The 24,531-nt window shown below is 25.6% G+C and carries 20 protein-coding genes; 14 read left to right on the forward strand and 6 right to left on the reverse strand.

Features of this window, described 5'->3' with window-relative positions:
* Positions 1–37 precede the first annotated feature (37 nt).
* Complete coding sequence (locus J2S18_RS06470) at positions 38–808, forward strand: pseudouridine synthase (RefSeq protein WP_307484797.1); 771 nt, start codon at positions 38–40, stop codon at positions 806–808.
* A 135-nt stretch (positions 809–943) separates the two neighbouring features.
* Complete coding sequence (locus J2S18_RS06475) at positions 944–1,258, forward strand: hypothetical protein (RefSeq protein ID WP_307484798.1); 315 nt, start codon at positions 944–946, stop codon at positions 1,256–1,258.
* A gap of 109 nt (positions 1,259–1,367) precedes the next feature.
* Here J2S18_RS06475 and J2S18_RS06480 read toward each other — a convergent pair whose 3' ends face one another.
* The gene (locus J2S18_RS06480) at positions 1,368–2,687 is read right to left on the reverse strand and encodes a C1 family peptidase (protein WP_307484801.1); all 1,320 of its coding nucleotides are present in this window, start codon (positions 2,685–2,687) and stop codon (positions 1,368–1,370) included.
* A 621-nt stretch (positions 2,688–3,308) separates the two neighbouring features.
* Between J2S18_RS06480 and J2S18_RS06485 the strand changes: the two genes are divergently transcribed.
* Positions 3,309–4,676 carry an alanine/glycine:cation symporter family protein gene (locus J2S18_RS06485; protein ID WP_307484804.1) on the forward strand — a complete coding sequence of 456 codons (1,368 nt, stop codon included), beginning with the start codon at positions 3,309–3,311 and terminating at the stop codon, positions 4,674–4,676.
* A gap of 97 nt (positions 4,677–4,773) precedes the next feature.
* Here the strand turns inward: J2S18_RS06485 and J2S18_RS06490 are convergent, their stop codons facing one another.
* Positions 4,774–6,045 carry a hypothetical protein gene (locus J2S18_RS06490; RefSeq protein ID WP_307484805.1) on the reverse strand — a complete coding sequence of 424 codons (1,272 nt, stop codon included), beginning with the start codon at positions 6,043–6,045 and terminating at the stop codon, positions 4,774–4,776.
* A gap of 332 nt (positions 6,046–6,377) precedes the next feature.
* Between J2S18_RS06490 and J2S18_RS06495 the strand changes: the two genes are divergently transcribed.
* The 5 genes from J2S18_RS06495 (at position 6,378) to J2S18_RS06515 (ending at position 13,543) form a co-directional block, all read left to right on the forward strand.
* The gene (locus J2S18_RS06495; protein WP_307485154.1) at positions 6,378–6,800 is read left to right on the forward strand and encodes a hypothetical protein; all 423 of its coding nucleotides are present in this window, start codon (positions 6,378–6,380) and stop codon (positions 6,798–6,800) included.
* 326 nt (positions 6,801–7,126) lie between these two features.
* Positions 7,127–9,460, forward strand: a complete 2,334-nt coding sequence (locus J2S18_RS06500) for a putative bifunctional diguanylate cyclase/phosphodiesterase (RefSeq protein ID WP_307484807.1) — start codon at positions 7,127–7,129, stop codon at positions 9,458–9,460.
* Positions 9,461–9,600: 140 nt separating this feature from the next.
* Positions 9,601–11,499: a molecular chaperone HtpG gene (gene htpG / locus J2S18_RS06505; RefSeq protein ID WP_307484809.1), complete on the forward strand. Its 1,899-nt coding sequence runs from the start codon at positions 9,601–9,603 to the stop codon at positions 11,497–11,499.
* A 159-nt stretch (positions 11,500–11,658) separates the two neighbouring features.
* Positions 11,659–11,916: a hypothetical protein gene (locus tag J2S18_RS06510; protein WP_307484811.1), complete on the forward strand. Its 258-nt coding sequence runs from the start codon at positions 11,659–11,661 to the stop codon at positions 11,914–11,916.
* Between the two features lie 199 nt (positions 11,917–12,115).
* Positions 12,116–13,543, forward strand: a complete 1,428-nt coding sequence (locus J2S18_RS06515; protein WP_307484813.1) for an MFS transporter — start codon at positions 12,116–12,118, stop codon at positions 13,541–13,543.
* Positions 13,544–13,546: 3 nt separating this feature from the next.
* On the opposite strand, the gene J2S18_RS06520 is transcribed toward J2S18_RS06515, so the two are convergent.
* Positions 13,547–14,416, reverse strand: a complete 870-nt coding sequence (locus tag J2S18_RS06520) for a Tim44 domain-containing protein (RefSeq protein ID WP_307484814.1) — start codon at positions 14,414–14,416, stop codon at positions 13,547–13,549.
* Positions 14,417–14,614: 198 nt separating this feature from the next.
* Here J2S18_RS06520 and J2S18_RS06525 point away from each other — a divergent pair, with 198 nt between their 5' ends.
* Positions 14,615–14,998: a GntR family transcriptional regulator gene (locus J2S18_RS06525; RefSeq protein WP_307484816.1), complete on the forward strand. Its 384-nt coding sequence runs from the start codon at positions 14,615–14,617 to the stop codon at positions 14,996–14,998.
* Positions 14,999–15,000: 2 nt separating this feature from the next.
* Complete coding sequence (locus J2S18_RS06530) at positions 15,001–16,095, forward strand: DUF5808 domain-containing protein (protein WP_307484817.1); 1,095 nt, start codon at positions 15,001–15,003, stop codon at positions 16,093–16,095.
* A 43-nt stretch (positions 16,096–16,138) separates the two neighbouring features.
* On the opposite strand, the gene J2S18_RS06535 is transcribed toward J2S18_RS06530, so the two are convergent.
* Positions 16,139–17,053, reverse strand: a complete 915-nt coding sequence (locus J2S18_RS06535) for a deoxyribonuclease IV (RefSeq protein WP_370873769.1) — start codon at positions 17,051–17,053, stop codon at positions 16,139–16,141.
* A 465-nt stretch (positions 17,054–17,518) separates the two neighbouring features.
* Between J2S18_RS06535 and speD the strand changes: the two genes are divergently transcribed.
* From speD to speB, 4 genes are read left to right on the forward strand one after another with little or no spacing between them, the layout of a single operon-like run.
* The gene (speD, locus tag J2S18_RS06540) at positions 17,519–18,334 is read left to right on the forward strand and encodes an adenosylmethionine decarboxylase (protein ID WP_307485159.1); all 816 of its coding nucleotides are present in this window, start codon (positions 17,519–17,521) and stop codon (positions 18,332–18,334) included.
* Positions 18,335–18,351: 17 nt separating this feature from the next.
* Complete coding sequence (locus tag J2S18_RS06545; protein WP_307484820.1) at positions 18,352–19,806, forward strand: aminotransferase class I/II-fold pyridoxal phosphate-dependent enzyme; 1,455 nt, start codon at positions 18,352–18,354, stop codon at positions 19,804–19,806.
* Between the two features lie 16 nt (positions 19,807–19,822).
* On the forward strand, positions 19,823–20,677 hold the full coding sequence (gene speE / locus J2S18_RS06550; protein WP_307484822.1) for a polyamine aminopropyltransferase: 855 nt from the start codon (positions 19,823–19,825) through the stop codon (positions 20,675–20,677).
* On the forward strand, positions 20,664–21,518 hold the full coding sequence (gene speB, locus J2S18_RS06555; RefSeq protein WP_307484825.1) for an agmatinase: 855 nt from the start codon (positions 20,664–20,666) through the stop codon (positions 21,516–21,518). The genes speE and speB overlap by 14 nt, the downstream gene beginning before the upstream one ends.
* Before the next feature lie 103 nt (positions 21,519–21,621).
* Here the strand turns inward: speB and gap are convergent, their stop codons facing one another.
* Positions 21,622–22,683 carry a type I glyceraldehyde-3-phosphate dehydrogenase gene (gene gap / locus J2S18_RS06560; protein ID WP_307484826.1) on the reverse strand — a complete coding sequence of 354 codons (1,062 nt, stop codon included), beginning with the start codon at positions 22,681–22,683 and terminating at the stop codon, positions 21,622–21,624.
* A gap of 336 nt (positions 22,684–23,019) precedes the next feature.
* Positions 23,020–24,435 (reverse strand): MFS transporter, encoded by a 1,416-nt coding sequence (locus J2S18_RS06565; RefSeq protein WP_307484828.1) that lies wholly within the window; start codon positions 24,433–24,435, stop codon positions 23,020–23,022.
* Between the last annotated feature and the right edge of the window lie 96 nt (positions 24,436–24,531).

The following is a 24,531-nucleotide window of genomic DNA, read 5'->3' on the forward strand; positions in this document are numbered from 1 at the left end:
AGATTTTAATTAAATATTTTTAGAAAAGAAGTGAAATATGCGACTAGATAAATTTTTAGCACAAGGAGCCATTGGAAAGCGTAAAGAAGTTAGAATATATATAAAAGAAGGCAAAGTAAAAGTAAATGAGAAAATTACAAAAATACCAGCAATAGAAATAAATGAAAAAACTGACACTATAAAATATTTGGATAAAGTAGTACCTTATAATGAAAAAGTATATTATATCTTCAATAAACCAGCAGGTTACATTACAGCAAAAAGAGATAGCAAGCATAAAACAGTATTTGATTTTTTTAATGACAAAAATGGAATATTTCACGTTGGTAGATTAGACAAAGATACAGAGGGATTATTACTATTTACTAATGATGGTGAATTTGAGCATAAAATAATGTACCCAGAAAAACATATTAATAAAACCTATTTCTTTTGGGCATTAGGATTTTTAAGTGAAGAGGATATAAAGTCTTTAGAAGAGGGAGTTTATATAGGAAAAGGTGAAATATTAACTAAACCTTCTAAAATGAAAATTTCAAAGGGTGGCTTATATAAAGATCTTAAAGATGAAATTAATAATTTATGTAATATAGATTTAAATTATGATAATCAAAAGGTTATTTCAGGATATCTTACTATTTCAGAAGGGCGTAAAAATCAAGTGAAACGGATGCTAAAGACTGTAGGATGTTATGTAGTTTATTTAAAGAGAATATCTATTGGTGGATTAATGTTAGATGAAACTTTAAGAAAAGGTGAGTATAGAGATTTAACTAAAGAAGAGATTAAAAAATTATTTGAAGAATAATTTTTAATAATATCTTTTAAGAAAAAGTTCATATTAAATACAGATTAGATTGGTATAATAAGTTATGTTAGAAAATAAATGGACTATTTAAATCAGTTTATTAAATTAACAAATAAAAAGAAAGGGTGATAAACAATGAAAAATAAAATGAAGAAATCAGGTACTGCAAGTATTATTTTATATGTAATTGCAGTAATTATAATTTTTTATATGATTTGGACTCTTATTAATTGTCATCAATACATTCAAACAATGATAGCACAAGGTGGATTAACAGTTAGTGGTAATGGATTTAATATAGTAAGTTACTATATGACAAATTGTGCTCAATATGGATTATTTGCAGTTGTTTTAATTGTATTGGGAGTTATTCTTCAAAAGTTAAATACTATACAAGAAATTGTATCTTCTGAAACTAATAAATCAAAAGAAGATTCAAATGACAAATAGTTTCTTAAGAAGATAAGAGAAAAAAATTAGTATATTTTAGGGGCTATAAGGAATTTTGTGTAAAATCAAATTTCCTTATAGCCCCTTTTTATAGAAACTTATATAGCTTTTAAGCCATTGAATCCCATAATGTTAATTCAATAGGTTTTGTATTTAAAACTTCAAGTTGTTCTTTTGTTAAGAATTTCTTGTTTATAACAACATGATAAACATGTTCATTAAACCATTTATCATCCATAACAAAATATCCTTTCTTTCCAACTTTTTCTCCCCAACTATTTTCAACTTTCCATCTAGTTGGTTTTTCATCAACTAAATCTACACCAACCATTGTCATTGCATGGGATACTGTAGCTTCAGTACAGGATAAACGATCAGCCTTTGATAAATTAAGATCTATATCAAATAAATCTTCATATTTAAATAAATCAGCTCCTAATAAACCGTCATCACGGCACATTTGTTTTAATACATCACAAGCAAACCATGTTGGTTCTTCTTCTTTTAGTTGATCTATAAGTAACTTTTTAAAAGTATCTAATTCTAAATTTAAAAATAAGACATCTCGTCCACCAATAATGTTATTTTCCATAGGAAGTGAATAAATTTTATTATATTCTTTATCTGGTGAATTTATAACAACAACATAATCATCTAAATTTCTACTTATATATTTTTTAGCAAATTCTTTTGGTGTTAGGTTTAAATCTTGATGGTACTTTTTATCTTCATCTCTATATTCAAAATCAAATTTTTCAGGTGGTTCTCCAAAGGAATATACGCATATACGATATACTTCATTTAACATTTTTTCTATGGTGCTTGATACTTCTTCTTCTTTTGCACCTTTATTTATAAGATTACGTAATGTTAGGGCATCTTTACGTAATTTAAAGTTTAATACTTGGTTAAAGTTAGTTGTATCGTTACTTACATTAGTTTCTGGCATTGCATATTTTGGAAGTAGTCCATATTTATTTATTAAAGCTGGTGCATTATCCCATTGTCCACCATCTCCATCACAAGTTTTAAGTAAAGTATTTACTATTCTACTATCTAATGGTTCATTAGCTGTTTGAACTATAAAGTTATAAAAGGCATTAGCCTTTTCAAATCTATCCCAAAATGATAGATAATTTTGAGAAAACTCAAAATCTTTAACATTATATTTCTTTGTAAATTCATATCTTAATGTATTTAATGTTGCAAAAAGCCAGCATCTTCCACTATGTTTTTGATTTGATACTTCTCCAGTATCAATATCTATGGAAAAGTTTCTATTTAAATTTTTAGCTATAACTTCTGTGTCTTCACTTGCTTTATTAATTCCATTATTCATAACAGCTCTTTTTACAACTTCAGAATGAGGAATGTTTTTTAAAGCCTCTTGATAGTTTTTAATATTTTCTTTAGTAATTTCTTTGATCATAACATGCACCTCTTTAATATAAATTTATTTATTATGGAAATTTAATATTTCCATATATAATAGTTCATCTTTAGTATTAAATTAAGTATTTTAATGATAAGAATTAATTAAAATGTATTTTTTAGAAGATATTGAAATAAATATTAAAAATAGTTATTTATACTTTAATAATATACCTTAAAAATTTTTTGTAAATAAACATATTATAAATGTTAACGTTATAAAATGATTATTTTATAACATATAATATAATTATCAATGTATATTCTTAAAAAAACTTAATAAATTATGTTTAATACTGAAAATTTATTAATTAAATTAAAAAAGTAAGTGGAATTAAATTTCTATTAGGTTTAGAATGTAAATAAGAAGAAAAATTTCTATATAATAGGACGTTTTATAAAAACCTTTTAAATTAAAAGTTTTTAAGGTTAAGATTTTTTAAAAATTATGATAACGTTTAATACAGCAAGGAAGACCGATTTTATAAATAATACTAATTAATAAAACTAGTCTAGTTTTTAGCAAAACTTTTGTTTAAAAATTAACGAAAATAAATTGAAAAATTTTTATTATATATTTATTTTTAATAAAATTTAAAAAATAAAAGGAGGATTATTTATGAATTTACTTTCTAAAGTAACTAGTTTCAATACTTTTTTCTGGGGGTATATACTAGTATTTTTACTTTGTGGTACAGGAATATTTTTTAGCTTTAGATTAAAATTTGTCCAGATTAGGAAATTTAAAAAATGTTTTTCTGATACCTTTGGTAAACTTACATTACATGGTGAAAAGGCTGGTAATGAAGGGATGAGTTCCTTCCAGTCTTTGGCTACAGCTATTGCAGCACAAGTTGGAACAGGAAATTTAGCTGGTGCAGCAACTGCTATTACAATGGGAGGTCCTGGAGCAATTTTTTGGATGTGGCTTAGTGCTTTCTTTGGAATGTCAACAATTTTTGCTGAAGCTTCATTAGCTCAAAAATATAAGACTAGGGTAAATGGAGAAATTACAGGAGGTCCTGCTTATTACATTAAAGCTGCTTTTAAAGGTAATTTTGGTAAAATATTAGCAGCTTGTTTCTCAGTATTTATAATTCTTGCACTTGGTTTTATGGGTAACATGGTTCAAAGTAATTCTATAGGTGCTGCCTTTAAAAATTCTTTTAATATAAATCCTTTAATCGTTGGAATTATAGTTGCAATATTAGCAGCATTTATATTTTTTGGTGGTAGAGCTAAAATAGCTTCAGTTACTGAAAAAATAGTTCCTATAATGGCATTATTTTATATAATAGGAAGCGTTATTATAATAATTTTAAATGCGTCAAATATTTTACCTGCATTTGAATCTATATTTGTAGGTGCCTTTAATCCAGCAGCAGCTACAGGTGGAGTTATAGGTGCAACTGTTAGACAAGCAGTTAGATATGGTGTATCTAGAGGATTATTTTCAAATGAAGCAGGTATGGGTTCAACTCCACATGCACATGCAATTGCTAAGGTTAAACATCCTTGTGACCAAGGAATTGTAGCTATGATGGGTGTTTTTATAGATACTTTTATAATACTTACTTTAACAGCTTTAGTAATATTAACAACTGGTGTATTAAATGGAAAAACAACTGGTATAGAATTAACACAAATAGCATTTAATGCGGGACTTGGACATTTTGGTCATATATTTATAGCTATATGCCTATTCTTCTTTGCATTTTCAACTATAGTAGGATGGTATTTCTTTGGAGAAATTAATATTAAATATTTATTTGGAGAAAAAGCAACAAAATACTATACTTTTGCAGTTTTATTTTTCATAATTTTAGGATCCTGTTTAAAGGTTGATTTAGTTTGGGAACTTGCAGATACCTTTAATGGATTTATGGTTATACCTAACTTACTGGCATTACTTGCCCTAAATAAAGTGGTAGTTAAATTGCTTAAAGATTATGAAAAAGATGAGGAGGAGAATCTTTTAGATAAATAATATAATAGACTAAAATAATAGAGATAAATATATAATTTATTAGGGATGTTTCAAAAATTTGAAACATCCCTATTTTATAAGTAATTAAATATTAAATTTAATAATTTAAAAAGTTTTCAAATCTATTTAGAAAATTTAAAAAATCTCTATCTGAGTAAACATTGTTATTAAAATTATTTTGTACAGGTTTAAATTGGCCGTTAAATGAAGGCGTCATAAAGTTTTCAAATTCATTTAAAAGACTAATTAGATTAGAATCATTATAATTATATGTGTAAGTATAGCTATAATAAGTATTTAAATAAGGATTAACTGGTGTATTAAATACTGGTTTAATAGCAGGTTTTATTGATACATTTGTTTCCGTTGGCTTAGTTTGAGGTTTAGTTATTGGTTTAATGTCTGGTTTAGAATAAGGTTTAACGTTAGATTCAGATTCTAAACTAGTATTATTTTCATTATAGGAATTATCTGAATTAATTTCTGGGTTTTCTACATCTTCTTTAGAATTAGTTTTTTCAACGTAGAAAGTATCACGTATGTATAATTTATAATCTTTTACTTTTGGGTCTTTAATTTGAGGTTTAATCATATAAGAGAAACTATTATTAGTATTCATATCTGATAATATTTCATCTTCATCATTGTTATAAATACTTGCTGTCATATTTCTAGCAGTAGTCATTCTTCTAGATTTAATTTTATATTTATTAATACCATAATGGTTGTCTAGGGATTTTTGAGCTAAATACTTTAATTCATCTGAATTCAGTATTGATCCTGCATTAGAACCTTCAAATTCTTTTTCATCAAAAAATCCTAATTTATGTAGTACACCATTATTTGTTTTTTCATAATAATGTGATCCATATATAACTCGAATATTTTCTTCTACATCCTTTGGTATTTCAGGTTTTGGATATTTAGAAATTAAAACATTACCAGTTATTGAGTAAGCTTCTTTTTCCTTTAAACCTTTAATTATAGGTAATTTAATGTCTTTATTTGATAATAATTTTATATCTGTCTCACTGTAACCTTCTTTTAAATAGACGTCATCTGAAAAGCCTTCAACTTTATATTCAGGGTATCTTAATTTTTCATTAATCTTATTTTCAATAAGTTTTATTACATCTTTATAATTTAGAGTATCACCTATTTTAACATTTGAATCTATAAATGGCACATACAATAAGTGTTCTCCTGTTTCTGCATCCTTAGCATCAACATTAATAGTTAAAAGAGTTTCTTCACCTAATTTTTCCGATGAATGTTTTTTAAAATCTGCCGCATTAACAAGATTCACCTTAAAAAATGCAATGAATAAGCCTAAAGCTAATACAAATATTAGTTTTTTTGATTTTAACATTATAAATTCCCCCTTATTTTGTTTTACAATATAATTATATAAAAAAAATTAATAAAAAAGCAATATTTTCCTTTATATTTTGAAATTATTTTAAAATAATAATAGTTTTAGTAAAAAATTCAAGGTTTTTTGTTAGATTTTTTAAAAAGAATATTTTATAAATTATATAAAATTTGCTTAGATTATTTTTATTAATATATAAGGTATTTTATGTAAGAATATACGTTAACATATATTTTACTAGCTATGAAAAATATTAAGTTAAAGAAGAAATTTCTTTTAAAAATTAAAAATCAAAAAAATTAAAGAGAAATTACTATACTTATGCATTTATAGTAGCTGTAGCAAGAGGAATTCAAGTTGTTATGAATGATGGACATATAACAGCAACTATATTACATTTTGGAGAAATGCATTTAAGTGGATTATCAGCACCAGCTTTTTCAATTTTTAGTTTTATATTTTATATTCCTATGTCACTTTTAATTCCATCATCATCAGGACTTGCAGCTGCAACTATGGGGATTATGGGACCTTTAGGATCCTTTGCACATGTACCATCAAGTCTTATAGTTACATCTTTTCAATCAGCTTCAGGTTTTGCAAATATTTTTGTACCAACCTCTGTAATAGTTATGGGAAATTTAGCTGTTGCACATATAAAATATGGAACATGGTTAAAGTTTGTATGGAAATTATTAGTCATTCTATTTATAGCATGTTGCTTAATTTTATGGTTAGCTTCAATTATTTGATTATATATATTATAATATAATTGTAAATATAGAAATGATTTAATATAAAGTAGAAATTTATTATGATAATATTTTATTTTTTTTAGATAGGTGGACTTAATCAAAAAAGTATGAAAAATTTTTATGATTTTTATATATTTTTTGACTAAGTCCATTTTTATGTTGATATGTAAATAGCTGTTAAAATAAAGTTTAAAAGTATTTTATAATGATTGGTTATTTATTCATTTTTATGATATTTTTTACTGATACAATAAAAATATTAAAGAAATTATTTTAAAATTTTTATATTTGTTAAAAATAAATGATGGAAAGAGGGGGATGATATGGAAAGAAATAATATAAGAATAAATAATAAGATTATATTTATAATTATTGCTTATTTAATATATTTAGTATCATTAATACTAAATGATGAATTTTTATATAATGCTACGTCAATTGCTATATTTAGTATAGTATTTTACTATTTTATTAGCGCAATAAAAAATATTAAAAAATATAAATTAATTTGGATATCACTATTTTCTTGTTTTTGTATTTATGGATTTAGTGATGTTATATGGCTTATATATAGATATGTTTATAATATAGATCCATCAAATTTAGAGTTATTTCAGTACATATATACAATAGTAAATGTATTAATTACTTTTTCAATAATAAGATATTTTATGAAAAATATAGAAAAGTTTGAATCAGCACAATTAATAATAGATATAGCAACAATTGTAGTAGTAATGGTTAGTTTTTCATGGACAGTTATTTTTGATACTAAGTTTAAATATATAATTACAGATGCAGATTATCTTATGGCTCTAATATATGTAATAACAGATATTATTTCATTAAGCGTTATATATATTATATACATATATATGGCTAGAATAAGAAGTAAAAAATCTTTTGCTTTTTTAGCAATAGGAGTAATAGTTTATTCTATAACAGATTTATTTTATATATATGAAATAATAAATGATTTAACATTATCAAGTTTACCTATTGATTCGCTTAGTATAGTTCCGTTTATAATGTTTTCATTAGGATGTTTATATGCAAGTACTGAAGAGGATAAGGAAATAGAAAAGATAAATATATCATATAATTCAATGTTAAATAAAAAAAATACTTGGATTTTATTTACTCCTTTAATTGCATTATTTTTTATAGGAAAGTTAGGCGTTTATTGGATAATATTTTTTATAATAGTAATTTTCTTGCATAAATTCCTAAGCTATTATATAACAATTTCAAATTATAATAAATATATGTTAGATAAAGAAAGAGAAATGAATGCATTACTTGAAAAAAGAGTTGAGGAAAGAACTAAAGAGTTATCAGTAGCTAATAAAAAACTTAAAATATTATCTCAAAAAGATGTACTCTCTAATCTTTTTAATAGAAGATATTTTATGGAAAAGTTAGAAGAGATGATTTTGCAAAAAAAAGAAGATGAAAAGATTGCAGTATTATGTATGGATTTAAATAGATTTAAATTTATAAATGATTCCTATGGTCATGACATAGGAGATAAAACATTAATAGAATTATCAAATAGATTTATCCCATTTTTATCTGATAATATTATAGCAGCAAGGGTTGGTGGAGATGAATTTACTTTTGCTATAGTTGGAAATTTCACGAAAAAAGAAATTAAAAAATTTGCTATAAAAATAATTAAACTATGTGAGGAGCCTGTAATAATTGATGAATATAAGTTACATGTTTCTATTAATATTGGTATTGATATTTCAAAGGATAATTGTGATATAACTTCATTATTAAAAAATGCTGATATTGCAATGTATCATACAAAAGAAAACATAGGATTAATGTATTCATTTTACGATGAAAAGCTGGAAAATAAGGTTAAAAGAAAAAGTGGTATAGAACAATTATTAAAAAATATAGATTTTGATGAAGAGTTTTCAATATGCTATCAACCTCAATTTAAAATAGATACAAAGGAAATTATAGGAATAGAGGCTCTTATAAGATGGAATAATCCTATAATAGGGACTATATCACCAGTAGAGTTTATAGATATTGCAGAAGAATGCGGAATGATTATAAAAATAGGATATTGGGTAATGAAAAATGCAATTAAGCAGGTAAGTTATTGGAATAAGAAATATAATATGAATTTAGTAATTGGAATTAATGTTTCTCCAAAACAAATGAATAGTATGGATTTTTTAGATAGTCTAAGAAGTGTTATTAGTGATAATAATATAAATCCTAAATTAATAGATATAGAGATTACTGAAAATATTAAAGTTAATGAGGAAAAAATAATATTAAATACTTTAAAACATTTAGATGAGATTGGTGTATCAGTTTCTATTGATGATTTTGGTACTGGCTATTCATCTTTAAGTTATATAAAAAGATTTAGTATTGATAAATTGAAAATAGATAAAGTATTAGTAGATAATATTTCATCAGATAAAGGAGATTTTCAAGTAGTTAAGGCAATAATTATGATGGCAAAGGGAATGGATGTTAAAACTATTGCTGAAGGAGTTGAAGATGAGAAGCAACTTAATATATTAAAAGAATTAGGTTGTGATGAAGTTCAAGGATATATATGGAGCAAACCCTTAACTCCCCATGAATTTGAAGAAAAATATTTAAATGGAAGATTAGATGAATTTATATAAATAATAAAATAAAAAATAAACTTATAAAAATTTTGACAAAAAAATAAACTTGTGATATATCATAATTAATGAGAAATTAGCACTCTAAGGTATGGAGTGCTAATGAAATGGTATTGTTTATTTGGAAGGAGAGATTTTAAGTGGAAAAGAAACAATTTAAAGCGGAGTCTAAGAGAGTATTAGACCTTATGATTAATTCAATTTATACTAATAGGGAGATTTTTTTAAGAGAACTTATTTCTAATGCAAGTGATGCAATAGATAAAATTTATTATAAAACTTTATCAGATGACTCTTTAAGTTTTGATAAAGATAAATATTTTATTAAAATATCTGTTGATAAGGATAATAGAATATTAAAGGTTTGTGACACTGGTATTGGAATGACAAAGGAAGAACTTGAAAATAATCTTGGTATAATAGCACAAAGTGGTTCTTTACAATTTAAAAAAGACAATGAATCAAAGGATGAACATGATATAATTGGTCAATTTGGTGTAGGATTTTATTCATCTTTCCTAGTTGCTGATAAAGTTACAGTTATAAGTAAAGCACTTGGAAGTAATGAAGCTTATAGATGGGAGTCAGAAGGGGCTGATGGATATACTATTGAACCTTGTGAAAAAGATTCTGTAGGTACAGAAATTATACTTAAAATAAAGGAAAATACAGAAGAGGAAGATTATGATCAATACTTAGAAGAATATAAGTTAAGATCAATGATTAAAAAGTATTCTGATTTTATTAGATATCCAATAAAGATGGAAGTAACTAAAACAAGAGTAAAAGAAGATAGTAAGGATAAAGAAGATAAAGACAAAGAATATGAAGAGTATAAAGAGGAAGAAGTTATAAATAGTATGATTCCTATATGGAAAAAGAATAAAAGCGAACTTACTGATGATGACTATAATAACTTCTATCAAGAAAAACATTTTGGATTTGATAAGCCATTAAAACATATTCATATAAGTGTTGATGGAGTTGTAAGTTACAATGCTATATTATATATTCCTGAAAGAATGCCTTTTGATTTTTACACTAAAGAATATGAAAAAGGTTTAGAATTATATTCAAATGGTGTTTTAATTATGGAAAAGTGTAGCGACTTACTTCCAGATTATTTTGGTTTTGTTAAAGGGGTTGTTGATTCTCCAGATTTATCACTTAACATATCAAGAGAAATTCTTCAACATGATAGACAATTAAGACGTATTGCTAAAAATATAAAAAATAAAATCAAAAATGAATTAAAAAATATGCTTAAAAATGATAGAGAAACTTATGAAAAATTCTATGAAGCCTTTGGTAGACAATTAAAATATGGTGTTTATAGTGATTATGGAGTTAATAAAGAAGACTTACAAGACTTATTAATGTTCTATTCATCAAAGGAAAAGAAAATGGTAACTTTAGATGAATATGTTGAAAGAATGAAAGAAGAGCAAAAATATATTTATTATGCTGTTGGAGAATCTAGAGATAGAATAGAAAAACTTCCACAAACAGAACTTGTTTTAGATAAAGGATATGAAATATTATACTTTACAGAAGATGTAGATGAGTTTGCTATAAAAGTTATGATGTCTTACAAAGAAAAGGAATTTAAATCAGTATCTAGCAGCGATTTAGGTATAGAAAATGATGAAAATAAAGAAGAATCAGAGTCTGATATTAAAGAAAACAAAGAAATTTTTGATGCTATGAAGGAAACTTTAAAGGATAAAGTTAAAGAAGTTAAGGCATCAAAGAGATTAAAAAATCATCCAGTATGCTTATCAAATAGTGGCGATATAACTATTGAAATGGAAAAAATATTAAATGCTATGCCTAATAATGAAAAGATAAAGGCTGATAAAGTTTTAGAAATAAATATAAATCATGATGTATTTAAGGCATTAAAAGAAGCCTACGAAAATGATAAAGATAAGTTTAATTTATACACAAAATTATTATATAACGAAGCATTACTTGTGGAAGGATTAACTATAAGTGATCCTGTGGAATTTACAAATGATATATGTAAATTAATGAAATAGAAGAGAATGAATGAAATTTAATAAGAGTTTATAAAGATAAAATGCACCTTAAATGTTATACAAAATATGTTTAACATTTATAGGTGCATTTTTTTATACAAAAATTTTGATTTATATGTAAAATAAGGTTAAAATTATAAAGGAAGGAAGTGGATAATAATGCAAAAAAAATTAAAAATGGTAGCATTTATTTTAGGAATTGTTAGTGGAATAATAATATTTATTGCTGGAATCAACTTAAAAAATACTGGAAATGATATGAGCAAATTAAGATCAAAAAGTGGAACATCATTAGCTGAGGTATATTATCAAGAAGTTGGACAAGTAACTAAAGGAGCAGGATTTGCTTTACAAGGTATTGCAGTAGGGGTAATTGCAATATCCATTAAAGAAGGAAGTAAAGTTATTGCTAATTAATAATTCCAAAAATAAATGAATTTAAGGACAGCTATAGTTAGCTGTCCTTAAATTTTAGTTTAATAGATGAATATTAATTAAAAACATATTAAATTAAAATAATAGACATTCTAATTAGCTAAAAAGTTAATAAATTTCTCCTATAATAGTTATAAATGTTTTAATAGAAATTAAATAGTATAGCTTAGGAGATGATAGTGTGGAAGATGTATATGAAGACTTAAGCGAAAATAAAAAATTTAAAATATTAATGTGTACAGTGGCTATGACATTTATGTCTTGTATAGATAGTAGTATTGTAAATGTTGCATTGCCATTAATAGCTCATGATTTACATTCAACTATGGCAGGAGTTCAATGGATTGTTACTAGCTATTTAATGACAATTGCAGTTTTAATATTGTTATGTGGAAGAATTGGAGATATAAAGGGAAAGTGCAAAGTATTTAAAACAGGTATTTTAATATTTACAGTTGGTTCTGTTTTAAGTGGATTATCAAAGGTTTTACCATTACTTATATGTTCAAGGGTAATTCAAGGAATGGGAGCTTCTTGTACTATGGCAGTTAGTATGGGTATAATAAGCAAAACTTATTCAAGTAAAGGAAGGGCAAAGGCTATGGGGATATCTTCTAGTGCAGTTGCCTTAGGTACAATGATTGGACCAGCACTTGGAGGGATGATTGCAGCAATAAGATGGGATCTTATATTTTGGATTAATGTACCAATAGGAATAATAGCTTTTATAAGTTCAGTTAAGGTTTTACCTAAAAATGATAATAGTACTAATGAAAAAATAGATTTTAGAGGAACTATAGTTTTTGGAATATTTATAGTTTCACTTATATTATCAGTAACAGAAGGGGAGTTTTTAGGATATACAAATAAAATTATTTTACTTGGATTTTTAATTGCAATTTTATCACTTTCTTTGTTTATATATCTTCAAAAAACAGTTAAATCTCCAGTTTTAGATTTAACTTTATTTAAAAATAAATTATTCTTATTAAGTGTAGGATGTGGATTTTTTACTTTTATAGCAGTAAGTTGTCAAACAATATTACTACCATTTTATTTACAGGATTCACTAAATATCAGCCCCTTTTATTCAGGATTATTTCTTATAATATATCCTTTAGTTTTAGGTATTGCATCACCAATAAGTGGAGATTTAGCTGATAGATTAAATCCAGAATTAATATCAACAATAGGAACTATATTTTTAGCTTTAGGATTTTTACTTATGGGAACAATAAAAGAAGGTACACCTCTTTGGTATGTAGGTGTTTATAATGCAATTATGGGTCTTGGAAATGGTATGTTTAAATCTTCAAATAATTCACTTGTTATGGCAAGAATACCAAAAGAAAAACTTGGGATTGCAGGAAGTGTAAATTCATTATTTAGAAATATAGGAATGACTTTTGGATTTACATTAGCAACAACTCTTTTATATGATAGAATGAGTAAAATGTTAGGATATAAAGTTTCAAATTATATAGTTGGAAAAGATTTTGTATTTATTTCAGCTATGAATTCTGTATTTAAAGTAGCAGCAATTATGTGCTTTGTATCAGTAATTTTAAGTATTATAAGATATAAAAAATATAAAAATAATCAGCTTTAAATTTTAAAGCTGATTATTTTTTATGTTATAAAAGCCATCTAAATCTTCAATTTCATCAGGCCATTTTATTGTATCTAATATCCAGTGATTTTCATTTCTTTTAAATTTCCAAAATTGCTCGTACTTTTTACTTTTCCACCTGTTACCTTCAATAATTTCATTTGTTTTTTCATTTATTGTATAATCTATCATTGAACATTTTATATTAACCCAAAGCATATCTTTAAGATTATTTTCTGAATCTAAAGCATCAACTGGAGTAATACTTAATAGTTTAATATCCTTTAATATGTTTTTTTCTCCTCTAATTTTCATCCATTCTGTTTTACATTTATGTAATTTATAAATTTCTTTACTCATATAATCTTTTGCTATGTCTTGATCTCTTTTTGTCCAAGCTTCCTGAACAAGATAAAAAGCTCTTGTAACATCTTTTTCAAGAGTATTATAATCCCAAGCTGAATCATCTCTTTTAAATTCTCTCATAGCTGATAAACATTTATACTTTTTATTTTGTAGGTTTAGTTTATATTTTAATGCAGCAATTCCCCCTCCAAAGGTTAAAAGGATAAAACCTAAAAATAACATATCTGATAAATCAAATTTATTACTACTTGCATAACCACCACCATAATATCCTGAAGAGGTATATCTTCTAGAACTACCTGGAAAGTTTGATTCACCATAAGATGAGTGACTATGACTAGAAGAACCAGAGGATGAGCTACTATGACTACTGCTGCTGTGACCTCCACTACTACTATGTCCGCCACCACCATGACCACCACCTGCTATAGCAAAGGCTGAAGTTGTTGGTAAAATAATTAAAGATAAAAATAATATGAATAGAAAGTTTCTTAAATGTCTTTTCAATATAGTTTTCCCCCTTATATTATTGTTTTATATTATATAACTTAAAAAATATTAAGTTGAAGTTTTTTGAAATAATTAACAATTATTTCATATATAAAAATATTTATTTTTATATTGCATAATTATTCTATCTGTTATATATTATATATAACAGATAGAATAATTTATTAATTAAATAATTAATAAGGAGAGATAAATATGTTTCTAGTATTAGAATTTGATAGTGAAGTGCCAATATATCTTCAAATAAGAAATAAAATTATTGAAGGGATAGCAAAGGATGAAATAAAGGAAGGGGATAAACTTCCATCAGTAAGGGAATTAGCATCAGGAGTGGAAGTTAATCTTCACACTGTAAACAAAGCATATAATTTATTAAAGGAGGAGGGCTTTGTAACTGTAGATAGAAGAAAGGGAGTTATAGTAAATATTAAAAGAGCAAAGGATGACATAGAATTTAAAGAAAAATATAAAATAAAACTTAATGAAATAGCAGCAGAGGGAACTGCAAAGGGTATGAATAGAGAAGAGATAATTTATTTATTAAATAAAGTTTTAGATTGTTATGAAGGAGGTAAATAATTATGTTTGATATTAGTTATTTGATTATAATGTCTTTAGTAATTTTTATTCAATTTTATACAGTTACAATACTTTCTATAAGAGGGAAAAAACAATTACTATTAGGTTGTGTAGTAACAGAAGAAATGAAAAACAATGAGAAAATTAAAAAATTATTGAAAAGATATGTTACAAGTAATATTGTAATTTCAATAATTGCAGAAATTGGGATTATATTAAGCTATTTTATTTTAAGTATACCAATAAGTGTAGTTTCAATTTTCTTTGCAATATTTGGAACAATGATCTCCTTTGGAATTTATAATGAAAAACTTAAAGGTATAAAGAGAGAACTTGGAGGATTAAATGGCAAAAAACAAGTTGTTGTATATGAACTTGAAGATTATAAATATAATAAAAAAATATTATTTTCTTATTTAGTTATATCAATTCCAGTGATTTTAATAAATTTATATTTATGTATAACTAGGTACAGTATGCTACCAAACAAATTTCCAAGTAATTTTGATTTTAGGGGAAATATTATTGGATATTCTAATAAAAATTTCTTTACAGTATTTGGTGTTATTTTAAGTATGATTATATTAGTTTGTGTATTCATATTTGTTGATTATTTAATTCAAAAACAAAAGCTTAAGATAGACCCAAGAAATCCAGAAAAATCAAGGGAGGGAAACTTAAAATATAGAAATATTTTATCAAAGATGATGTTTTTTACTGGAACGATTAGTATAGCTATGCTAGTAATAGGAAATCTTCAAGTCCTTCAGATAATACCTATGAATAGTATTCTAACTGGAATTATAGGTATTCTGACAGTATTATTATTTATAATTCTTGTAATATTTATGGTTAAAGCCTATAAAATAAGAAATGACTACAAAATAGAAAATAATGATGTAGTTTCAAAAGATGATGATGATAAATGGATATTTGGATTTATATATTACAATAAAGATGATCCACATGTTAATGTGGAAAAAAGATTTGGTATGGGATATACAGTAAATGCAGCAACAAAAACAGGAATGGCAGTATATATAATACTTGGAATAATTATAGTTGCAGCATTATTCATGGCCATATTTTACAAATAAAAATTAAAGGGCTATATTAAATTTTTATATAGCCCTTTTAAATTTATCTATTTTTTAGAACATTTTCTATAAATTCTTCATTAGACATAGAAATAGGTTTGTTTGCTCTTAAAAGTTCAATTTCATATTTATAAGGTGGAACAGATTTTTTCTTTTCTCCTGGAATAGTAATGTAAGGAGTTTCTAAAATCTTTGGAACATTTAAGAAGTCTTTATGCCAAACAACATATCTTAAAGCTTCAAATCCAATATTACCAATACCAATATTTTCGTGACGATCCTTTTTAGCTCCAGGAACATTTTTACTGTCATTTAAATGAAATACTGCAATTTTATCCTTTCCAATAAGTTTGTCAAAGTCATTAATAACTCCATCAAAATCATTAATAATGTCATATCCACTATCACTAGTATGACAAGTATCAAAGCAAACTCTAAGTTTATCATTGTAAGTTACACCATCATAAATTCTAGCAATTTCTTCAAAGGTTCTTCCAATTTCAGTACCTTTTCCAGCCATAGTTTCAAGGGCTATATTACATTTAGTATCTTTAGTTAATACTTCATTAAGCCCTTTAATAATTTGATTAATTCCAGCATCTACACCAGCACCAACATGAGCACCAGGGTGAAGGACTAAAGTTTTACTTCCCATAGCTTCAGTTCTTTCAAGTTCAAGTGCCAAAAATTCAACTGCAAGGTTAAAGGTTTCAGGTTTTACGGTATTTCCTAAATTTATAATATAAGGTGCATGAATAACTATATCATCTATTCCATGCTCTTTCATATAACTCCAACCTTCATCTATTCTAAGTTCACTAATATCTTTACGTCTAGTATTTTGTGGAGCTCCAGTATATACCATAAAAGTATTTGCTCCGTAAGAAACAGCTTCTTTTGCTGAGCCTAAAAACATTTCTTTTCCACTCATTCCAACGTGGCATCCTAATTTTATCATACGATTTAATCCTTTCATATTAAAATAAAATTTATAAATATATTGTACTATTATTAACTATATTATTACAGTAAAAATAAAAGATATAGCTTATTATATAATAATAATTTTAAGTTAAACAATATATAAAATGGAATAATAATATAATATTTTCTATAAAATAAAATTTATTCATAAAAAATTAACAAAATATTTTTAATAAAATAACTAAAATTTTAAGATTTTTTAGCTAAATAAAAAAATAAAGTATTTTCAATGCTTTAGTAAAATGAAGTTACATAGATGGAGTTTAGAAATACTAAATTTTTAACTTAGTATTTATTGTACAACTTCAATAATATTCTATATATATAAATAAAATATATATTTTACAAAATACAGTTATGGAAATGTATAAAATAGTCATATATAATTAATTTAAAATTTATTCCGGAAGAAAATTTTAAATTATTTAAATGGAGAATGATGTGTGAAATGACTGAAAAAATTAAACTTTATGGTTTTAATAATTTAACAAAAACATTGAGTTTTAATATTTATGATGTTTGTTATGCAAAAACAGAAAGAGAAAAAGAAGATTATATAAAATATATTGATGAACAATATAACTCTGAGCGTTTAACAAAAATATTATGCGATGTAACAGATATAATAGGAGCACATGTTTTAAACATATCAAGACAGGATTATGAACCTCAAGGGGCTAGTGTAAATATACTTATAACAGAGGAAGCACTTCCAGTTATAAATGTTGATCCTTCTTGTAATAAGGGTGAGCTTTTTTATGCAGATTTAAGAGATAGTATAGTTGGACATTTAGATAAAAGCCATTTAACTGTACATACTTATCCAGAATTTCATCCAAACAACGATATAATATCTTTTAGAGTAGATATAGATGTTTCAACTTGTGGAAAAATATCCCCATTAAATGCATTAGATTATTTAATAAATAGCTTCGATTCAGATGTAATAACTATGGATTATAGAGTTAGAGGTTTTACAAGAGATATAGACGGATGCAAATGTTATTTAGATCATGATATAAAATCAATACAAGATTTTATAGATAGAGGAATCTTAAAAAGGTATGATGCTATGGATACTAATATGTACAAAGCAAATATATTCCATACAAAAATGATGGTTAGAGATGTAAACCTTAATAACTATTTGTTTAATGCAGATCCTTATGAATTATCACCAGAAGAAAGACGAGATATAAGAGATAGACTTACAAAAGAAATGATAGAGATTTATGAAGGAGTTAATATTTATTAGGAAAGGTGGCTAGGTTATTGAAAAAACTATATCAAGATAGTGCTCCTGTTTATGAAGCTTTAAGATGGTATAGAAATCAAAGAATCGTTCCTTTTGATGTACCAGGACATAAGCAAGGAAGAGGAAATACAGAACTTAGAGAATTTTTAGGAGAAAGTTGTTTATCTGTAGATGTAAATTCTATGAAGCCTTTGGATAATCTTATACATCCAACTTCAGTAATTAAAGATTCAGAAGAACTTGCAGCAAAAGCTTTTAATGCAGATAGAGCATTTTTTATGGTAAACGGAACAACATCAGCTGTACAAGCTATGATACTTAGTGTATGTAAAGATGGAGACAAAATAATTATGCCTAGAAATGTGCATAAATCAGCTATAAATGCATTAATATTAGCTGGAATAAATCCTGTTTATATAAATCCAGGTATACATAATGAACTTGGAATATCTTTAGGTATGTCTCTAGAAGATATAAAAGATGCAATAAAAAACAATAAAGATGCTAAGGCTATTTTTGTGAATAATCCTACTTATTATGGAATTTGTTCCCCTTTAAGAGAAATAGTTAAATTAGCTCATGAAAATAATATGTATGTATTAGTTGATGAAGCACATGGAACACATCTTTATTTTGGTGAAAATCTACCAGTTTCAGCAATGGATGCAGGAGCAGATATGGCAGCAGTTAGTATTCATAAAACAGGAGGTTCTCTTACACAAAGTTCAATTCTTCTTATGAAATGTAGCGGAATAAGTCCTGATTATGTAAGAACTATTATAAATCTTACTCAAACAACAAGTGCTTCATATTTGTTATTGTCATCTTTAGATATTGCAAGAAAAAATCTTGCTTTAAATGGCAGGATGATTTTTAAAGAAGTAGTAGAACTTTCTGAATATGCAAGAGATGAGATAAACAAGATAGAAGGATATTATGCTTATTCAAAGGAGATTATAAATAACCATAATATATATGATTTTGATATAACAAAACTTACTATAAATACTTTAGGAATTGGACTTGCAGGAATTGAAGTTTATGACATATTAAGAGATGAATATGGAATTCAAATAGAACTTGGAGATATAGGGAATATTCTTGCAATAATATCAGTTGGGGATACTAAATATAATATTGAAAGATTAGTTTCTGCATTAAGTGAAATAAAAAGAAAATATTCAAAAAAAGAAAGACTTTCTTTTGATCATGAATATATTAATCCAATTATTAAAGTTACACCAAAGGAGGCCTTTTATAGAGAAAAAGAATCTATGACTATAAAAGAGAGCAGAGGAAAAATATCAGGAGAATTTGTTATGTGTTATCCACCTGGAATTCCCATTTTAGCACCAGGTGAACTTATTACAAAAGAGGCTATAGATTGTATAGTTTATTCAAAAGAAAAAGGCTGTTTAGTAACAGGACCTGAGGATATGGATATAAAAAATATTAAGGTATTAAAGTATTAGGAGGTATTTAGAAAAGATGGAATTATGGTATACAGAAGAACATACTGATAAAGTTAGATTTTCAATAAAGGTAGAAGAACAATTATTCAAAGGACAAAGTGATTTTCAAAGAATAGATGTATTTAAATCACAAGAATTTGGAACATTTTTTACTTTAGATGGTTTAATGATGGTTACAGAAAAAGATGAATTTATATATCATGACATGATAGTTCATGTACCAATGGCTACAAATCCTAATATTAAAAAGGTTTTAGTAATAGGTGCTGGAGATGGAGGAACTGTAAGAGAACTTACAAGATATAAAACTATAGAAAAGATTGATATGGTTGAAATTGATAAAATGGTTGTTGATGTTTGTAAAAAGTATTTGCCTAAGACATCATCAAAATTAAATGATGAAAGAGTAAATTTATATTTTGAAGATGGTTTAAAATTTGTAAGATCAGTTGAAAATGAATATGATTTAATAATTGTAGATTCAACAGATCCATTTGGGCCTGGAGAAGGATTATTTACAAAGGAGTTTTATGGAAACTGCTTTAAAGCTTTAAAAGAGGATGGAATTTTAGTAAACCAACATGAAAGTCCATATTATAAAGAGTATGCAAAGTCAATGAAAAGAGCACATAAGAGAATAAGAGAAAGTTTTCCAATATGTAGAGTATATCAAGCTCATATTCCAACATATCCATCAGGACATTGGTTATTTGGATTTGCATCAAAAAAATATGATCCAATAAACAATGATAAAATTGAAAAATGGAATGAACTTGGTTTAAAAACTAAATATTATAATACAGAGCTTCATAAGGGTTCCTTTGCACTTCCAAACTATGTAAAGGAAATGCTTGAAAATGCAGATGAATAAAAATATAAGTACATTTATAGGTTGTGAAGCAGGATATGAAGAATCAAAAATTGTAGTATTTGGAGCACCCTTTGATTCAACAACTTCCTTTAGACCAGGTACAAGATTTGCAAGTCAAACTATGAGATTGGATTCATGGGGACTTGAAAGTTATAGTCCGTATCAAGATAAAGATCTTTATGATATAAAGGTTTTTGATGGTGGAGATTTAGAACTTCCCTTTGGTGATAGTTTTGAAGCAATTAAGCAAATAGAGGAATTTTCCTTTAAGATATTAAATGATAATAAAATTCCAGCTATGATAGGTGGAGAACATTTAGTTACACTTGGAAGTTTTAAAGCTATTTTCAATAAATATCCAGAAGTTAGAATTATTCATTTTGATGCTCATACGGATTTAAGAGAGGAATATTTAGGACAAAAGTTATCCCATGCCACAGTTATTAAAAGAGTTTATGATTTAGTCGGAGATAATAAAATTTTTCAGTTTGGAATACGTTCTGGCACTAAAGAAGAATTTGAATTTAGTAAAAAAAATTTATATATAAATAAATTTGATTTAAATAATTTAGAATTTATAGTAGAAAAAGTGAAAGAATATCCAGTATATATAACAATAGATTTAGATGTATTAGATCCATCAGTATTTCCAGGAACAGGAACACCAGAACCTGGTGGAGTTTCCTTTAAGGAAATGCTAAATGGAATATTAAAATTACGTAAGTTAAATATTGTAGGTTTTGATATAAATGAATTATCACCTCAATATGATAATACAGGAGCATCAACTGCTGTAGCTTGCAAAGTTTTAAGAGAAATGCTTCTTATAACAAGCAAATAAATTTAAAATATTAAATTAAATATAAGAAAAAACTGTAGGTAAACTTATATGAAATTAAATTTATCTACAGTTTTTCTTTTATTTAAGCTATTTTTAGGTATTTTTAGGCTATTTTATTTTCTACTTTTTCAGAAAGTAGTTGAGATTTTTTTAATTCTTCTGCAACATAATTAGTTAAGTCTACAACTCTAGAAGAATATCCCCATTCATTGTCATACCAAGCAGCCACTTTAATCATATTTCCATCAATAACCATAGTTGAAAGAGCATCTACTATAGTAGACCTATCGTCACCTTTATAATCTACAGAAACAAGAGGTTCTTCAGAGTAACCTAATATTCCTTTTAATTCATTTTTTGATGCATCTTCAAGAACCTTATTTATTTCTTCTTTTGTAACTGTTCCATTAATTTCACAAACTAAATCTGTAATAGATACAGTTGGAGTTGGAACTCTTAATGCAAATCCATTTAATTTACCTTTAAGATTTGGCAAAACTTTTGCTACAGCTTTTGCAGCACCTGTAGTGGTAGGTATTATTGATTCACCAGCAGCTCTTGCTCTTCTTAAATCTTTATGAGTTTTATCTAATATTTTTTGGTCATTAGTGTATGAATGAATAGTTGTAATTAAACCTTTTTCTATTCCAAACTTTTCATCGATTACTTTAACTACTGGAGCTAAACAATTAGTTGTACATGAAGCATTAGAAATTATATTATGGGTATTATTATCATAAGCATTTTCATTAACTCCCATAACTATTGTTATATCATCAGCATCTTCTTTAGCTGGTGCAGTTAGAATAACTTTTTTTGCTCCCGCATTTAGATGACCATCAAGTTCTTTTCTTGTTTTAAACTTACCAGTAGATTCAATAACTACATCTACCCCTAACTCTTTCCAAGGCAAATCTTTAGGTTCATTTTCATGTAAAATTTTTATTTCTTTATTATTTATAACTAAAGAATTTGGGTTAACCTTTACATCTCCATTAAATCTTCCAAAGCATGAATCATATTTAAAAAGATGAGCTAATGTTTCTTCATCTGCTCTAGCATTTATAGCTACTATTTCAACATCATCATTTAATGTTTCTGTAGCAATTCTAAGAACTGTTCTGCCTATTCTTCCAAAACCATTAATACCTACTTTTATTTTCATTTGTATACCACCTCGTATTATTTTTAAATAGAATATACTATATCTAATAAATTAATATATAATATACTCTTTTATATAATATACTATATATTATTTATAATACTTTTAATTCAAATTGTCAATTAGAATATGCTAATTAATTATATAGAATATTAAATGAAGCTGTAAAAACTAATTGTATATATTTAATTTTATATTAGTATAATCAAATTCTTTTAGGAATAATAAAGTTTTTAAAGAAATAAATAAAAAAGCACAATAATAAACCTTATAAAAATTTTATTATGGTTTTATTTATTGTGCCTTTTAATTTATATTTATTATTTTTAGTAGGTGTTAATTATCTTTTTTCGCATTTTCATCACTAAATGATCTATTATATTTTTTAAAGAATATAATTAATAACATTATCATAGCAATTGCATAAAGTGCACCAGCTATATAATATGCTGTTGAATAGCCTGAATTATGCACTAATAAAGAATTTTTAGTATATATTCCTGCAAAAATACCAACTATTGAATTTGCAAGAAGAAGAACTGAGCTGAAAGTTGGTTTTAAATTTTTAGGTACAAATGTAAGTGGCAATGATTGTTGAATTGGGTTTGAAGCATTTGCAAGTCCAGATCTTAAAAATAATATTGCACCAATTATCCAAGCTACGTTAGATCCAAACATTGCACCTTTTGCCATTAAGAACATAAGTGGTACACAACCTAAAAGGGTAACAACAATAGTTACTATAGAACCTAATTTTTTTTCTAAATAAGGTGCTACTAAGAAACCTAGTACCATAGCTATTGTTTGCAATGTAATTATTGTAGATACAGTTCCTCTACTAATGTGTAGAAAATCATTTAAGTAAATAGGGAAGTAAGGTGTTACAAGTAAAGCACCAAATCTTATTATGCTAAATATTACAATCCACATAATAATATATTTATTAAAGAATATTTTAATATCAAATTTTTTACTAGCTTTTCTTTCTCTAAGTTCTTCCTCTGTTTCTCTATAATCTTCAACCTTTTCTCTTAAGAAGAATAAAGAAACTAATGCTAAGACAGTAAATATAATTGCAATCCATAAAACAAATGTATAAGATGATGTATATGCATTTAATTGAAATGGACTCATAGTATTTTGATGTTCAGATAAAACTGCAGCTTTATCATAACTTACCTTTAGTAGTTTACTGAATTTCCAAACAACTATTTTACCATCAAAAAATGTTAAAAGAGATTGGCTAATTAAATTAGAGTACATAACTTTTGAGAACATAGAAACTCTTTTATTACTAGGTGTATAGGAAGTAAACATAAGTGGATAAATAAAATCAAATAGTGCAGCACCTACATTAACTAATATATTTGCAATCATAATAATTACAGTATTTCTAGAATATATGCAAGATAATAGAGCTACTATTAAAATAATAGGTGCAGAAATAATTATTTTTTTATAACCTAGTTTATGAATTAATAAAATAATTATAGCTATTATTAGAGTACCAATAGAAGCGTAAGTTGGAAGAGCCTTAACAACATCTGGTACTGTTAAATCTAAGTAAGAAACAAAGGCATCATTTGTTATTCCAGTTACAGCTCCCATAAAAATATAACTAAGTATAAAAATTACACAATTGTATTTCCAACGTCTATCCCAATTAGGGTCATTACTTGTAACAAAATCAATTAAGTTACCTTTAGTTGAATTGTTAAAATTTTCTTCTTTTGTATTTTTAATATCATTCATAATTACTCCTCCTTTGTATGTATAAGTTTTTATTAAATATGTCATTATTAAAAAATAATGGAGAAGGATTAATTATTTTTCATAAATTAATTGTAC

The sequence above is a fragment of the Eubacterium multiforme genome (assembly GCF_030813415.1).
Classification (GTDB): Bacteria; Bacillota; Clostridia; order Clostridiales; family Clostridiaceae; genus Clostridium; species Clostridium multiforme.

What these genes read in the sequence shown, in the direction of transcription:
- J2S18_RS06470 (WP_307484797.1), top strand. Translation starts at nt 38, where the DNA reads ATGCGACTAGATAAATTTTTAGCACAAGGAGCCATTGGAAAGCGTAAA.
- J2S18_RS06475 (WP_307484798.1), top strand. Translation starts at nt 944, where the DNA reads ATGAAAAATAAAATGAAGAAATCAGGTACTGCAAGTATTATTTTATAT.
- J2S18_RS06480 (WP_307484801.1), bottom strand. Translation starts at nt 2,687, where the DNA reads ATGATCAAAGAAATTACTAAAGAAAATATTAAAAACTATCAAGAGGCT.
- J2S18_RS06485 (WP_307484804.1), top strand. Translation starts at nt 3,309, where the DNA reads ATGAATTTACTTTCTAAAGTAACTAGTTTCAATACTTTTTTCTGGGGG.
- J2S18_RS06490 (WP_307484805.1), bottom strand. Translation starts at nt 6,045, where the DNA reads ATGTTAAAATCAAAAAAACTAATATTTGTATTAGCTTTAGGCTTATTC.
- J2S18_RS06500 (WP_307484807.1), top strand. Translation starts at nt 7,127, where the DNA reads ATGGAAAGAAATAATATAAGAATAAATAATAAGATTATATTTATAATT.
- J2S18_RS06510 (WP_307484811.1), top strand. Translation starts at nt 11,659, where the DNA reads ATGCAAAAAAAATTAAAAATGGTAGCATTTATTTTAGGAATTGTTAGT.
- J2S18_RS06525 (WP_307484816.1), top strand. Translation starts at nt 14,615, where the DNA reads ATGTTTCTAGTATTAGAATTTGATAGTGAAGTGCCAATATATCTTCAA.
- J2S18_RS06530 (WP_307484817.1), top strand. Translation starts at nt 15,001, where the DNA reads ATGTTTGATATTAGTTATTTGATTATAATGTCTTTAGTAATTTTTATT.
- J2S18_RS06535 (WP_370873769.1), bottom strand. Translation starts at nt 17,053, where the DNA reads ATGATAAAATTAGGATGCCACGTTGGAATGAGTGGAAAAGAAATGTTT.
- speD (WP_307485159.1), top strand. Translation starts at nt 17,519, where the DNA reads ATGTGTGAAATGACTGAAAAAATTAAACTTTATGGTTTTAATAATTTA.
- speE (WP_307484822.1), top strand. Translation starts at nt 19,823, where the DNA reads ATGGAATTATGGTATACAGAAGAACATACTGATAAAGTTAGATTTTCA.
- speB (WP_307484825.1), top strand. Translation starts at nt 20,664, where the DNA reads ATGCAGATGAATAAAAATATAAGTACATTTATAGGTTGTGAAGCAGGA.
- gap (WP_307484826.1), bottom strand. Translation starts at nt 22,683, where the DNA reads ATGAAAATAAAAGTAGGTATTAATGGTTTTGGAAGAATAGGCAGAACA.
- J2S18_RS06565 (WP_307484828.1), bottom strand. Translation starts at nt 24,435, where the DNA reads ATGAATGATATTAAAAATACAAAAGAAGAAAATTTTAACAATTCAACT.